The following is a 14,302-nucleotide window of genomic DNA, read 5'->3' as shown; positions in this document are numbered from 1 at the left end:
AGGAGCAGGGAGATATATTAATCCCCTGCTCCTTTTTATACCAGCACACACTCCTCAACCCGACGAATGCCGGCCCCAATTCCTTGCAGCTTTTCTATCAGGTTTTCGTAGCCCCGGTCAATATGGAATATATTTGATACTTCCGTTTCTCCCTCTGCCGCGAGTCCGGCCAGGATCATTGCTGCACCGGCCCGGAGGTCTGTGGCCTTGACCTGGGCGCCTGTTAGTCTCCTGACCCCTTGGACTATGGCGGTACGTCCTTCAATTTTTATTCTAGCACCCATGCGCTTCAGCTCGTTTACATGCATAAATCTGTTCTCAAATACTGTTTCCGTGATGATGCTTGTTCCCTCTGCAATGGTGGTAAGGGCCATTAGCTGGGCCTGCATGTCCGTGGGAAAGCCCGGGTAGGGTAAGGTTTTTATATCTATTCCTTTAACCCGGTGATCACAGTAAACCCTAATGCCTGTGTTTTCCTCCCTTAGCTCTACCCCTGTCTCTATAAGTTTAGCCACCACCGGCTTCAGGTGGTCCTCAATGATATTTTCAACTAGAAGATTACCCTTAGTTATTGCCGCTGCCACAAGATAAGTGCCTGCTTCTATACGATCCGGGATTACTGCATGGGTGCAACCTCCCAGGGCCTCTACACCATCTATGCGGATTACCTTGGTACCAGCTCCTTTGATCTTAGCTCCCATGGAGTTTAAAAAGTTTGCCAGATCGACTATTTCCGGTTCCTCGGCAGCATTTTCTATGGTTGTTGTGCCCTTAGCCAGTACAGCAGCCATCATGATGTTTTCTGTGGCACCTACGCTGGGGAAATCCAGGTATATTTTGGCACCTTTAAGTTGCTTTGCTTTTGCTTCTATGTAGCCTGAGCCGAACTTTATTTCTGCCCCCAGGGCTGCAAAGCCCTTGAGATGTAAATCTATTGGTCGGGTTCCGATGGCGCAGCCGCCGGGAAGAGATATTCTGGCTTCCCCTGCCCTGGCCAGTAGTGGTCCCATCACCAAAAAGGATGCTCTCATTTTCCTGACATATTCATAGGGTGCTTCAGTCTGGATAAGATTTGGTACAGTTATGTCAAGTTCTCCGGGCTTGACCTCTATCTCTGCGCCTAATTCCTTTAGTACTGAAGATATCACCCCCACATCTGCAAGGTTTGGAACGTCTAATAGTCTAGTTGTAGTGGTGGTCAAAAGTGAACCGGCTAGGATTGGCAATACTGCATTTTTCGCACCACTAACTCTTATATTTCCTTCCAGGGATTTTCCACCGTTAATAATTATTTTATCCATTTTCTCTCCCAGAACTAGCGGTCTTAATAGCTCCTTGCAAAAGGAGGCAATCTTTTCCTTAGTATTGCCACTTAGTTCTAAGGAAATACAATGAAAAAAGCCGGGATATCAATAATCCTGGCTTTTAGTAGATTGTCGAGAAACTGCCTATATTCGGGTTTTAATAATCCCTCACTTCGGGATTATTAAAACCCAGGTGTATCTTTTCAATAGGCAGAAAAAAGCCAGGATATCAATAATCCTGGCTTTTAGCTTACTTAATGGTTTTTATGCGGTTGAGTGCCCTTTGTAGAGCAGCTTCTGCCCGCAGGACATCGACTTCGGCGCTCTTTTGAGCTAAGCGTTGCTCTGCACGCTGCTTGGCAGCATTGGCACGGTCGACATCAATTTGGTCGGCACGCTCGGCGGTATCAGCTAGAACAACCACTCGGCTGTTCTTAACTTCCATGAACCCACCGCTGACGGCCACCTTAAAGAACTTGCCGCCCTGCTGTACCCTCATTACACCAACTTTAAGGGAGGTTACCAGAGGGGCGTGTTCAGGTAAGATACCAAGTTCACCGACAGAGCCTGGGGCTACGATGAAGTCGATTTCTTCACTGAATACTACCTTTTCAGGAGTGACAATATCAAGGCGTTGGGTTTTTGCCATGTTTATACACCAGCCTCAATGCGTTTTGCCTTCTCGATAACGTCTTCAATACCGCCTACCATGTAGAAGGCTTGCTCAGGCAGGTGGTCATATTTACCGTCAACAACCTCATTAAAGCCACGGATGGTGTCTTTCAAGGTTACATACTTACCAGGTGCACCGGTAAAGGTTTCTGCAACGTGGAAGGGCTGGGAAAGGAAACGCTGCAGTTTACGGGCGCGGGCCACGATAAGCTTATCTTCGTCGGACAGTTCGTCCATACCAAGGATGGCGATAATGTCTTGCAGTTCTTTATAACGCTGCAGAACGCCCTGTACACGGCGGGCACACTCATAGTGCTCTTTACCCACTACATAGGGGTCAAGAATACGAGAGGTGGAATCCAGCGGATCAACCGCAGGATAAATTCCAAGCTCGGAAATGGCACGACTCAAAACAACGGTGGCGTCCAAGTGCGCGAAAGCGTTAGCAGGCGCCGGGTCAGTCAAGTCATCCGCAGGCACGTAAATGGCCTGAACCGAGGTAACGGAACCCTTGGTGGTGGAGGTAATACGTTCTTGCAATTGACCCATTTCAGTTGCCAGGGTGGGCTGGTAACCTACCGCGGAAGGCATACGGCCTAGCAGCGCGGAAACCTCGGAGCCTGCCTGGGTGAAACGGAAGATGTTGTCTACGAAGAGCAGGGTGTCAGCACCCTCTTCATCACGGAAGTACTCAGCCATGGTAAGACCGGTCAAGCCTACACGCAGACGTGCACCTGGTGGTTCGTTCATCTGACCGAACACCATGATGGTCTTATCCAAAACGCCGGCTTCCTTCATTTCATGGTAAAGGTCGTTACCTTCACGGGTACGCTCACCCACACCGGCGAACACGGAGATACCACCGTGCTGCTTAGCGATGTTGTTGATAAGCTCCATAACGATAACTGTTTTACCTACACCAGCACCGCCGAACAGACCGATTTTACCACCCTTAAGGAAGGGGATCATCAAATCGATAACCTTGATGCCAGTCTCAAGCATTTCTGCTTTGGTGGACTGGTCAACCAGGGCCGGAGCGGGACGGTGAATGGGATAATACTTGTCATATTTTCCTGGTGGTAAACCATCAACCTCGTCACCCTGTACGTTTAGCAGGCGGCCCAGAACGGGACGGCCAACGGGAACAGAGATGGCTTTTCCGGTGTCTACCACTTTCATGCCGCGCTTAAGGCCCTCGGCGGAGGACATAGCAATAGCACGAACACGGTTGTTGCCCAAGTGCTGGGCCACTTCAAGGGTTAAGTCTACCTTGGTGGACTTATCGTCCTGGTCCTCGGTACGGATCTTAACCGCGTTATATATGTCAGGTAACTGGCCTGGTTGGAACTCGATGTCCACAACAACGCCGATTACCGTGACGATATGGCCAACGTTCATTACGTTCTCCGACCTCCTTGCAGTCAGATTTTAAAACCTCTTTTTTATTCCAGTGCCGCTGCACCGCCAACAATCTCGGAAATTTCCTTGGTGATGGCAGCCTGACGGGCACGGTTCAAGGACAGGGTTAATTTATTAATCATATCCTTGGCATTCTTAGTAGCGGAATCCATTGCAGTCATACGGGCACCCTGCTCGCCGGCCTTAGCTTCCAGCATAGCACGGAAAACCGTTGTTTCTACATATGTGGGTAATAAATCCGCCAAAACGGCCTCAGCAGAGGGTTCAAAGATGTACTCCACCTTTGGTCCCTTAGATTCGTCTGCAGGAGACTCTACAGGCAGCAGTTTCACTGCAACCGGACGCTGGGTAAGAACGTTAACGAATTCACTAAATACCAGATAAACTTCGTCAAAGTCACCAGCAATGTATTTGTCTATAACAAACTTAGCTATCTCTTTGGCCTGGAAGAACTGAATATTTTCACCTAAACCAACGAAGGAAGCTGCCATTTCATAGCCACGGCGATTAAAGAAATCCCTGGACTTACGTCCAACCCCTACAATAGCGGAGCTCTTAGGATCCTTAATTGCATTAGAAGCTTTCCGCAGCACGTTGGCATTAAAGCCACCACAAAGACCACGGTCCGCGGAAATTACCACGTAGCAAGTCTTTTTGACCTCACGTACTTCAAGAAGCGGGTGACTGGCACCTGCACTGGCAGCAGCTACTCGGCCCAGAACCTCTTTGATTTTTGTAGCAAAGGGACGGGCAGATACAACTGACTCTTGAGCACGACGCAGCTTTGCAGCAGCAACCATCTTCATCGCTTTGGTGATTTGTTGGGTATTCTTAACACTCTTAATCCGGCGCCTAATATCTTGCGCACTGGCCATCTACTAAATCACCACCTTACTTCCTTTAACTTAAGTATTCTTAAGCAAAGGACTTCTTAAACTCTTCGATGGCTGCCTGTAACTTGGCATCGGTCTCGGGCTTGATTTCCTTGTCGGTCTTGATAGCCTTCAGGATATCAGACTTGCTGGAACGCATGTAGTTGATGAAGCCTTCTTCGAAGGCGCCTACACGGTTGATATCAATATCATCAATGAAGCCTTTAACAGCTGCAAAGATAATTACAACTTGCTCTTCAACAGGGTAAGGCTTGTACTGACCCTGCTTCAGGATTTGTACTGTACGGGCACCACGATTCAGACGGGCCTGGGTAGCTTTATCCAGGTCAGAACCGAACTGGGCGAAGGCAGCCAATTCACGATACTGGGCCAGGTCCAGACGAAGCTGACCGGCAACCTGCTTCATGGCTTTAATTTGTGCAGCACCACCAACCCGGGATACTGACAAACCTACGGAAATCGCAGGACGCTGACCGGCGTTAAACAGGTCAGACTCCAGGAAGATCTGTCCGTCGGTAATGGAGATAACGTTGGTAGGGATGTATGCAGACACGTCACCGGCCTGGGTCTCAATGATTGGCAGAGCAGTCAGGGAGCCGCCACCGAAATCTTCGTTCAGGCGGGCTGCACGCTCTAACAGGCGGGAGTGTAGATAGAATACGTCACCAGGGAATGCTTCACGTCCGGGAGGACGGCGCAGCAGCAGGGACAATTCGCGGTAAGCGGCGGCCTGCTTGGACAGGTCATCGTATACAATTAGAACGTCCTTGCCGTTATCCATAAATTCTTCGCCCATGGCGCAACCGGCATAAGGTGCCAGGTAGAGCAGTGGGGAAGGCTCAGAAGCGTTAGCGGCTACTACGATGGAGTATTCCATGGCACCGTTAGCTTCCAAGGTTTGTACTACACCGGCAACGGTGGAAGCCTTCTGACCTACGGCTACGTAGATACAGATAACGTCCTGACCCTTTTGGTTGATGATGGCATCTACTGCAACAGCAGTTTTACCGGTCTGGCGGTCACCGATGATCAATTCACGCTGTCCGCGGCCGATGGGAACCATGGCGTCAACAGCCTTGATACCTGTCTGCAGAGGAACGGAAACTGATTTACGGGTAATAACGCCGGGAGCAATACGCTCGGTAGCACGGTATTTATCTGTTTTAATGGGGCCTTTGCCGTCGATGGGCTGGCCCAATGGGTTAACAACACGACCAATTAGAGCATCGCCTACTGGAACGGAGATAATACGTCCAGTACGCTTAACAGGGTCGCCTTCTTTAATATGGGTATAGGGACCCATAATAACGCAACCGATGTTATCTTCCTCCAGGTTAAGGGCCATACCGAGAGTACCGCCTGTGAACTCTAATAGTTCTGCAGACATGCAATCCTCGAGGCCATAAACACGGGCGATACCATCGCCGACCTGGATAACGGTTCCCACGTCAGATACTTCAACCTGGGCCTCGTATTTGTCGATTTGCTGCCTAATGATCGAGCTGATCTCTTCAGGTCGCAAATTCATCTACTGGTTCACCCCTATCTATTAACTGGTTTTTGACATGAGGCGTGATTTCAGGGTAGCAAGACGGGTTTTAATGCTTCCGTCAATTACTTTATCACCAACACGTACTACTACGCCGCCAATAAGGGAAGGATCCACCTCAAAGGTTGGGCTAACTTCTTTGCCGGACAGCTTAGCCAGTACTTTTAGAAGTTCTTGTTTGTTTTCTTCACTAAGCTCAACTGCCGAGGTAATGCTGGCAGCTGCGGTGTTGCGGGCTTTGTTGGCCAGAGCAACAAACTCGGCAGCAATACCCACAATATAATTTTCCCGGCGCTTTTCTACCAGCAAGCCAAGGAATTTCATGGCTTCGGCAGAGTATTCAGCACCAAAAATTGCTTTTAAAATCTTTTTCTTTTCAGTAGGCAAAACTTGAGGGTGATATAACACCTTTTGGAGCTCCCGGGACCCTTCAACTGTCTCGGCCACTTCCTTTAATTCCTTTTCCAGAACTTCAAGGCTATTGGTGGCTTCGCCAATTTCATATAGGGCCTGGGCATAACGTCTGGCCACGGCCCCTCTTAACATGGCAGATCCCCTGCCTCTTTAACAAATTTGTTAACCAGGTCCTTTTGGATGTCATCGTTAATTTTCTGCTCAATAATTTTGCCAGCTACTAAAATGGAGAGTGTAGCTACCTGATCTCTCAGTTCGGCCACAGCCTTTTCCTTTTCCCGCTGGATTTCTGCCAGAGCTGAATCTTTAACACGATTCGCTTCTGTTTTAGCTGCTTCTATAATCTGCTGAGCTTGATCCTCGGCAGATTTAGTAGCACGGGCCATAACGTCGGCAGCTTCTTCACGTGAACGCTTCAAGTCAGCTTGTAAGGAGGCACGCAGTTGTTCTGCCTGCTTTTTATCTTCTTCAGCTGCAGAGATGCTGCTTTCAATAAGTTCCCTACGCTTTTCCAGCACATTCATAAAGGGCTTGTAGGCAAACACCCGTAGCAGGACTAATAAGACCAGGAAGTTGAACATCTGGGCAAACAGAGTTCCGTTAAAGTTCAAGCTAGTAATTAAACCCTCCACAAATTCCCCTCCTTCCTGTCTAAGCGGACAATAGGAAAGGCGATTGCGGGCTTGGTCATAGCGATAAGCCCGCCACATCGCCCCCTGTCCATAAAAAACAAATTAAAATAACGGCTTACAGTTTGCCAAACAGCATGAAGGCGATAACTACGGCAATAATGGGAATAGCTTCGATTAGACCTACAGAGATAAACATGGTGGTAAGAAGGTTACCTCTAAGTTCGGGTTGACGGGCAATGGACTCAACGGTTTTACCGGTAACGAGACCGTTACCAACGGCACCACCCAGAGCGGCCAGACCTACAGCAATACCGGTTCCTAAAGCAGCAGCTGCAGCAACATCCATTCATTTCCCCTCCTTTCAAAAAATAATTTTTATAAACACTTGTTCTTTTGTGTCAGTACAATACCTAATTGATTAATGTATTGTGAATTACCTGACACCCCAAAGGATTAGTGGTGTTCCGCTGCCATCTGAGAAATATAGGCAATTGTCAGCATACAGAATACAAAGGCTTGAACAAAACCTACGAATACGCTGAAGCCAAGCCAGATAACTGACGGTATGAAAGCACCGAATAAGTATGCCGAGGCGGGTATCAGACCAAGTAGTACAGCTATAAGTACCTCACCGGCGAAGATGTTCCCGTATAGACGAAAGGCCATAGTTACTGGTTTGGCAATTTCTTCTACCAGGTGTAAGATTACAAAGACTTTGTATGGTTGGAAATAGTGCTTGATGTGCCCCCCGATTCCATTGTACTTGATAGCATAGAAATGGATTAGGAACACTACTATCAACGCCAGACCAAATGTGGTATTTTTATCTGCGGTCGGTGATGCAAGGGAGGGTATTAGTCCCAACAGGTTCATAAATATTATAGTAATAAAGAAAGTAAATACTATATTAACAAGGGGCGCCCCTCTCTTATGACCCATGTTGGCCAGAACCTGCCCACCCATGAAATCATAGAGCAACTCATAAAGAACCTGTCCCTTTCCTGGTTTCCTTACATCCAGTTTTCTGGTACAGGCCCAGGCAAAGAGCAATACTAGAGCCATAGCAATCCAGGTCATAATCATGGTCCTAGGACTGATGCTAAGGCCAAATACTTGCCAGTACTTATCGTAGTCAGTAAACAACGGTATGTTCCAGAAGTTTAGTTGCTCTTCAACATGGTGTAGCATATCATGATGCCCTTCAGCAGCCACGCATTTTCACCCCCTTCTCGTTTATATTGTTTAACTTTATTAACGAGAGAGACTCTGATGAAGGACTCTCTCTTTAATCACCCTTATAAGCAGGTCTGTAATTGAGAGTGCCGGGGCAACAAACAAGCCTACCGCTGCGGCATGTACGCTGATACTAGGAATTCTGATAGACAACCACAGGGTGGCCATGATAATGATGAGTCTAAAGAAAAAGCCCCTGTTCACATATGGAATTGCCTGTCTTGTATCGGTTATTTGTGCGATTTTTTTAATATTCCGACTTAATATGACAACATTTTGCAAACTGACTAAGGAACCGATAAATAGTCCTCTATAAACCGGGTTCTGGAAATCCATTATCAGCATGATAGCCACAGCGATTACTACCAGGGCGGTCGATCTCACTGTGCGCATGTACTGATCTTCTACTCTAATCTCGGTTCCCAGCATTGGTTCACCCCTTGTCCTTCTTGTTAAAGGCCTCCAGCGTGAGTATAATCCCCCACATTCCCCCGGCTAACCCCAGGAGCAGGCCTACTATCATCAGCCAAGGATCGGTGCCTAATTTACTATCAAGCCACCGCCCGGAAAAATATCCCATGACGGTACCTGCCGCTATTTCTACACTGATGGACGAGGCCAAGGCCATAGCCCTTAGGGGATTTCCCTTACCGTTTTCACCCATGGCCTGATTCGCATCCTTTATTTTTACTTTAGCTTTTATTAAATACTAAAATTCACAATGCCCTTTGGCGGGTTGGAAATTTTTTTACATGCATCATACGCTATTTTTGATATATCTTCTACAAAGTTGCCGTTATTCCTCCAACCAAATTGTCATTTTGCTTAATTTTTTAAATAATTTTTTAATAACTTAGTTTTATTTTGTCAGCACTGACATTTAGTGGTATTTATTTGACTAAAAATTCTTGCGGTTGTTGATCTGACAAATGAAACTTGTAACAAACGAAATCGGCAATCCTCTTGGAGGCCCTTCCATCACCATAGGGATTGATCGCTTCAGCCATTGCTTTATAGGCCTGTTTGTCATTCAGGAGGCGCTTAGTTTCGGCAAGTACAGCCTCCCTGCCAGTACCTACCAGCTTTACTGTCCCGGCATCCACTGCCTCAGGTCGTTCGGTGGTGTCCCGGAGCACCAGCACCGGCTTACCAAGGGAGGGAGCTTCCTCCTGCATGCCCCCGGAGTCAGTCAGCACCAGGTAGCAGCGCTGCATCAGGTTGATAAAGGGTTCATAATGCAATGGCTCTATCAGGTGTACCCTTGGCAGATTGCCTAACACTTCACTTACTACCCGACGTACCGCCGGATTTTTATGAACCGGGAAAACCACAGCCACATCGGGGTGGGTCTCCACAATCTCTCTCAGGGCCTGAAAGATTGCCCTCATGGGTTCACCCAGGTTTTCACGCCTGTGGGTTGTTACCAAAAGGACACGCTGCCCCACGAAATCTATATTATTCAGGAACGGATCAGAAAATACATAATTTTCTTTGACCGTTGCCTTCAGGGCATCAATTACGGTGTTTCCCGTCACAAAAATATTGTCGGGATTGGTATTTTCCTTCACTAGGTTCTGCATGGCCTTCTCTGTAGGTGCAAAATGAAACTCAGCCAATGCCCCGGTAAGGTGCCTGTTCATTTCCTCGGGGAAGGGGGAATATTTATTATGGGTCCGAAGCCCCGCCTCTACGTGCCCCACCGGTATCTGCCTATAATAGGCTGCCAGAGCTGCCACAAAGGTGGTGGTGGTGTCCCCATGGACTAAAACCAGATCCGGGTTGCTTTTTATTAGTACGTCCTTAAGCCCTTCCAAGGCCCTGGTGGTTACGTCATATAGGGTCTGTCCCTGCTGCATGATGTTTAAATCATAGTCTGGGACTATATTGAACAGGTCTAATACCTGATCCAGCATTTCTCTGTGTTGAGCTGTTACGGCTACGTAGGATTGTATTTTGTCACCCCGGTTACCTAGCTCTTGGACTAAAGGGGCCATTTTGATGGCTTCCGGGCGTGTGCCAAATATGGTTAATACTTTGATCATTGGTTACCTCCGGGTTAAAAAGGGGTTCTGTATTATTTCTTGTCCTGCCCTGGCTAGTAGCTAGTTTTCCGGGTCTTGCCCGGACCTATTCTGCTTTTTTCCATAAAAGTTTACATCCGATATTGTATATCAATTTCTTATACGTTTATATAGCCTTTTTTGGCAAGCTTCTCAACATGTTGCTCCTTAGCCTGCTCGATGTTGATTCCGTATTGTTCCTCCAGCACAAACATCATGCTGACGGCGGTTTGGGCCACGTCCAGGAGTTCCTTGGTGATTAGCTCCATTACTTCTTTTTCCTCACAGAGGGCTTGCTCACCACTCATGCCTCGGAGTTTTCCGATGGCCTGGGCTAGTTCGCCTGCTTCTTCCATGAGCTTGAGGGCGGTAGATTCCATGGTAGGGGATAGGTTGTTTAGCTTAGGGAGAGAGATATTTTTAGTGAGCATAAAATAAAACCTCCAGGAAAAAGAGTAATTACTTCTTTAGCTTTGAGTTTTTTAATATGTCGATACCCACAATTATTAGACATTAGGCATAAATTTAGCTAATCCTGCATGTATAATTAAATTTTTCTATGGGTTTTAATTTTGTAACTGTCTTTAGCTCCTAGCCAAGTGAAAAAGGCCAGAATCTTTCTGACCTTTAGGAAAACCTCTGAAGCTCTATATCTGCTTCTTTAAATATCTCCAAGGAAAGTTCATCCGGGTAATCCCCCGCAAAGACCACTTTGCGAATACCTGCGTTTACTATCATTTTAGCACACAGAACACAGGGCTGGTGTGTAACAAATATGATACTGCCCTGGATAGGTATGCCGTGTACCGCTGCCTGAATAAGGGCGTTTTGTTCGGCATGGAGTCCTCTGCAAAGCTCATGTCTCTGGCCGGAGGGAATTTCCATGGCTGCCCTTAGGCAGCCAATGTCAAGACAATGGTTAAGACCAGCGGGCGCCCCGTTGTACCCGGTTGTTAAGATTCTTTTGTCCTTAACAAGGGCTGCGCCGACCTTCCGGCGCAGACATGTTGATCTGGTGGCAGCCACCCTGGCAATTTCCATAAAATATTCGTCCCAGGAGGGGCGCATGCTACTCCCCCCTTAGTACAGCGGATACTTATCGCACAGCTCCTTAACCATCGCCCTGGCACGATCTTTTACAGCTTCGTCCTCTGGGTTTTTCAGGGTGCTGGTGATGATTTCAGCTATGGTATCCATGTCGGCCTCTTTAAAGCCTCTGGTGGTTACTGCGGGAGTTCCCAGGCGGATGCCGCTGGTAACGAAGGGCTTTTCCGGGTCGAAGGGAATGGCGTTTTTGTTGCAGGTTACATGAACCTCGTCCAGAAGCTTTTCAGCAACCTTACCCGTGATTCCTGTACCCCGGAGGTCTACCAGCATTAGGTGATTGTCGGTACCGCCGGATACCAGGTTTATGCCGCGGGTCATTAAGCCCTGGGCCAAGGCCTGGGCGTTGTTGATGATTTGCTGCTGGTAGGCCTTAAACTCAGGCTTAAGGGCTTCGCCAAAGGCCGCAGCCTTGGCGGCTATAACGTGCATCAGCGGACCACCCTGACTGCCGGGGAAGATGGCCTTATCCATCATTTGGGCGTATTGCTCCTTGCAGAGAATCATGCCGCCCCTGGGTCCCCTTAAGGTTTTGTGGGTGGTGGTGGTTACTACATCTGCATAGGGCACCGGATTTTGGTGCAGGCCGGCCGCCACCAATCCGGCGATATGGGCCATGTCTACAAAGAGGTAGGCATCGATTTCCTTAGCTATTTCACCAATACGTTTAAAGTCAATGGCCCTGGGATAGGCACTGGCCCCTGCCACGATCATCCTGGGCTTTTCCTGCAGGGCTATCTGACGAAGCTTGTCATAATCTATTTGGCCGGTTTCTTCCTCCACACCGTAGGCCACCACATTAAAATATTTTCCGGAAACATTCACCGGGCTGCCATGGGTCAGGTGACCGCCGTGGGCCAGGTTCATACCCAGTATTTTATCGCCGGGTGTCAGGAGGGCAAAATATACAGCAAAATTTGCCTGGGCACCGGAATGGGGCTGAACGTTGGCATGGTCTGCTCCAAATATCTCTTTAGCCCTGGCAATAGCCAGGCTTTCTGCTATATCTACAAATTCGCAACCACCGTAATAGCGCTTGCCGGGATAGCCCTCGGCATATTTATTGGTAAGGACTGAGCCTTGGGCCTCTAATACCGCTGGGCTGACAAAGTTTTCCGAGGCAATGAGCTCAATATTTCTTTGCTGGCGCAAAAGCTCCAATTCTATGGCCCTGGCCAGCTCGGGATCGGTTTGGGCAAGGATTCCTTTGTACATTTTTTAACATCTCCTCTTCTTTTTAGATGGTAATTTATATCAAGAATATTTCTTTTCTATATCAGCGATTTTGTTAACCCTCTTTGCATGGCGGTCACCGGCAAACTCTGTGCTCATAAATTTATCTACAATCTCTACGGCCTTCTGCAAATCCAGAAATCTGGAGCCCAGGGTCAGTACATTTATATCATTATGTTCCCTGGCCAGCCCTGCAATCACCGGATCAAAGATATTAGCAGCCCTGATGCCCGGCACCTTGTTGGCGGCAATAGCCATGCCAACCCCTGAGCCGCATACTAGAATGCCTTTCTGGCAGGCACCCGAGCGAATCTTTTCTCCCACCGCCAGGGCGAAGTCGGGGTAATCACAGGATTCTGTGCTGTTACAGCCCATATCTTGAACGGAAATACCCCTACCTTCCAGGTAAGCACATATTTTTTCCTTCATCTCAAAGCCTGCATGGTCGCTGCCCACTACAACTGTAATTTTTTCCAATTTTTCTTCCTCCAAGCAATAGATAATTGGTCATTCTCCATAAATCTATCTTATCCTCTATTTTTCTCCCTATGAGGATTGTTTTTTTAGTTTTTCCAGGGCCAGGGCAATCATTTTTTTCATCTCCCCGGCACAAAATCGATAGTTTTCTAAGGAACTGCCGAAGGGATCTGGTATGTCTCCTTTGATACCGGCATAGGAACCTAGGGTAAAGACTTTCCCTTCTGCCTCCGGGACCATGCTAAGAACCTGCTCCTGGTGAGCAGCAGTCATGGTTAACACAAGGTCTGCCCGGCAGATCAATTCCGGCGTTAGGGGCCTAGCCCTGTGCCCGGAAATTTCAATTCCTTGCTCCGATAGTGTTTTGATGGCATTGTCGGCAGCCCCTTCACCAGGCCAGGCCATGGTCCCGGCAGAGGAGAAGCTAACTCCCTCAATATGCTTCTGGGCAGCCAGGGCTTTGGCTAGGCCTTCGGCCATGCTGCTGCGGCAGGTATTTCCTGTGCAAATAAAAAGTACTTTCTTTTCCATAGTTCCACTCCTTGGTGCTATTATTCCCAGGGATGGTAAAGGCCATAAGAAAAACTGCCCGCTTCTAACGGACAGTTTATTACATTTCTACAAGCTATACTGTATTTCCTGTCAAAGGATATATGTATACAGGAAAAAGGAATATTTGTTTTGACTAAAAAAATAGTTTGATGCCTATGCCTGCCAGTATGACGCCGCCAACCAACTGGGCCTTGTCACCAATCCACCCGCCAATATATTTGCCCAGGGTCAGACCGGCCAAGGTCATAAGACCTGCCACCAACCCTATTATTCCTGCTGCCAGGAGTAAGGAAACCTGCTGGGTACCCAGGGTAAACCCTACACTAAGGGCATCCAAGCTAACGCTGGCAGAAAGGAGCAGCAGTCCCCCCGTATTGGTTATTACAAAGTGGGGACCTTCGTTCTCGGCCTTATATACATCCCAAATCATTTTGACACCCAGGTAGACCAGCAAGGCTGCCCCAGCAATACCTGCCGCTCGACCAATCCTTTCGCCGAGGAATCCTCCCGCGTACCACCCCAAAAGAGGCATGAAAATATGAAAGACCAGAACCGTCAGGCTGATTATGGCAATCTGCCGTTTATTTACACCGGCCATGCCAATGCCCACACATAACGAAAAGGCATCTGACCCTAAAGCCACCGCCAGGGCCAGTAGAGTTAGCAAACTCAATTATTCCACCATCCTTAGGTATCACTGGTAGATATATCCCTAGGCTAATATGTATGTCCCAAAGGATGAAAATAGCATATCATATTA

General features: G+C 48.0%; 18 protein-coding genes. All 18 read right to left on the bottom strand.

Going from position 1 to position 14,302, the window contains the following annotated elements; all coding sequences use genetic code 11:
- Positions 1–35: 35 nt before the first annotated feature.
- The gene (gene murA / locus P6N53_RS06295; protein WP_304541952.1) at positions 36–1,301 is read right to left on the bottom strand and encodes a UDP-N-acetylglucosamine 1-carboxyvinyltransferase; all 1,266 of its coding nucleotides are present in this window, start codon (positions 1,299–1,301) and stop codon (positions 36–38) included.
- A gap of 253 nt (positions 1,302–1,554) precedes the next feature.
- Positions 1,555–1,953, bottom strand: a complete 399-nt coding sequence (locus P6N53_RS06290) for a F0F1 ATP synthase subunit epsilon (RefSeq protein ID WP_304541951.1) — start codon at positions 1,951–1,953, stop codon at positions 1,555–1,557.
- A 2-nt stretch (positions 1,954–1,955) separates the two neighbouring features.
- Entirely contained in the window at positions 1,956–3,374 is a 1,419-nt protein-coding gene (gene atpD, locus P6N53_RS06285; protein WP_304541950.1) for a F0F1 ATP synthase subunit beta, read from the bottom strand.
- 44 nt (positions 3,375–3,418) lie between these two features.
- Positions 3,419–4,270, bottom strand: a complete 852-nt coding sequence (gene atpG, locus P6N53_RS06280) for an ATP synthase F1 subunit gamma (RefSeq protein WP_304541949.1) — start codon at positions 4,268–4,270, stop codon at positions 3,419–3,421.
- Between the two features lie 40 nt (positions 4,271–4,310).
- Entirely contained in the window at positions 4,311–5,816 is a 1,506-nt protein-coding gene (atpA, locus tag P6N53_RS06275; RefSeq protein ID WP_304541948.1) for a F0F1 ATP synthase subunit alpha, read from the bottom strand.
- A gap of 21 nt (positions 5,817–5,837) precedes the next feature.
- On the bottom strand, positions 5,838–6,383 hold the full coding sequence (locus P6N53_RS06270) for a F0F1 ATP synthase subunit delta (protein ID WP_304541947.1): 546 nt from the start codon (positions 6,381–6,383) through the stop codon (positions 5,838–5,840).
- The gene (atpF, locus tag P6N53_RS06265; RefSeq protein ID WP_304542009.1) at positions 6,377–6,871 is read right to left on the bottom strand and encodes a F0F1 ATP synthase subunit B; all 495 of its coding nucleotides are present in this window, start codon (positions 6,869–6,871) and stop codon (positions 6,377–6,379) included. Before atpF ends, P6N53_RS06270 begins: the two co-directional genes overlap by 7 nt.
- Before the next feature lie 127 nt (positions 6,872–6,998).
- The gene (atpE, locus tag P6N53_RS06260; protein WP_304541946.1) at positions 6,999–7,229 is read right to left on the bottom strand and encodes a F0F1 ATP synthase subunit C; all 231 of its coding nucleotides are present in this window, start codon (positions 7,227–7,229) and stop codon (positions 6,999–7,001) included.
- A gap of 107 nt (positions 7,230–7,336) precedes the next feature.
- Positions 7,337–8,071, bottom strand: coding sequence for a F0F1 ATP synthase subunit A (gene atpB, locus P6N53_RS06255; RefSeq protein ID WP_304542008.1), 735 nt, complete (start codon positions 8,069–8,071; stop codon positions 7,337–7,339).
- Positions 8,072–8,134: 63 nt separating this feature from the next.
- Positions 8,135–8,545, bottom strand: a complete 411-nt coding sequence (locus P6N53_RS06250) for an ATP synthase subunit I (protein ID WP_304541945.1) — start codon at positions 8,543–8,545, stop codon at positions 8,135–8,137.
- Positions 8,546–8,549: 4 nt separating this feature from the next.
- Positions 8,550–8,780: an AtpZ/AtpI family protein gene (locus P6N53_RS06245; protein WP_304541944.1), complete on the bottom strand. Its 231-nt coding sequence runs from the start codon at positions 8,778–8,780 to the stop codon at positions 8,550–8,552.
- Between the two features lie 226 nt (positions 8,781–9,006).
- Positions 9,007–10,158 carry a non-hydrolyzing UDP-N-acetylglucosamine 2-epimerase gene (gene wecB / locus P6N53_RS06240; RefSeq protein WP_304541943.1) on the bottom strand — a complete coding sequence of 384 codons (1,152 nt, stop codon included), beginning with the start codon at positions 10,156–10,158 and terminating at the stop codon, positions 9,007–9,009.
- Between the two features lie 137 nt (positions 10,159–10,295).
- Positions 10,296–10,607 carry a MazG-like family protein gene (locus tag P6N53_RS06235; RefSeq protein WP_304541942.1) on the bottom strand — a complete coding sequence of 104 codons (312 nt, stop codon included), beginning with the start codon at positions 10,605–10,607 and terminating at the stop codon, positions 10,296–10,298.
- Between the two features lie 196 nt (positions 10,608–10,803).
- The gene (locus P6N53_RS06230; protein WP_304541941.1) at positions 10,804–11,244 is read right to left on the bottom strand and encodes a deoxycytidylate deaminase; all 441 of its coding nucleotides are present in this window, start codon (positions 11,242–11,244) and stop codon (positions 10,804–10,806) included.
- 12 nt (positions 11,245–11,256) lie between these two features.
- Positions 11,257–12,495 carry a serine hydroxymethyltransferase gene (gene glyA, locus P6N53_RS06225; RefSeq protein WP_304541940.1) on the bottom strand — a complete coding sequence of 413 codons (1,239 nt, stop codon included), beginning with the start codon at positions 12,493–12,495 and terminating at the stop codon, positions 11,257–11,259.
- 39 nt (positions 12,496–12,534) lie between these two features.
- The gene (rpiB, locus tag P6N53_RS06220) at positions 12,535–12,990 is read right to left on the bottom strand and encodes a ribose 5-phosphate isomerase B (protein ID WP_304541939.1); all 456 of its coding nucleotides are present in this window, start codon (positions 12,988–12,990) and stop codon (positions 12,535–12,537) included.
- Positions 12,991–13,059: 69 nt separating this feature from the next.
- Positions 13,060–13,521: a low molecular weight protein arginine phosphatase gene (locus P6N53_RS06215; protein WP_304541938.1), complete on the bottom strand. Its 462-nt coding sequence runs from the start codon at positions 13,519–13,521 to the stop codon at positions 13,060–13,062.
- 154 nt (positions 13,522–13,675) lie between these two features.
- Positions 13,676–14,215, bottom strand: coding sequence for a manganese efflux pump MntP (locus P6N53_RS06210; RefSeq protein ID WP_304541937.1), 540 nt, complete (start codon positions 14,213–14,215; stop codon positions 13,676–13,678).
- Between the last annotated feature and the right edge of the window lie 87 nt (positions 14,216–14,302).

This window comes from Desulforamulus aquiferis, assembly GCF_030577015.1.
Taxonomy (GTDB): domain Bacteria; phylum Bacillota; class Desulfotomaculia; order Desulfotomaculales; family Desulfotomaculaceae; genus Desulfotomaculum; species Desulfotomaculum aquiferis.
Note: the sequence above shows the minus strand (reverse complement) of the source record. Positions and strands in the feature narration are given on the sequence as shown.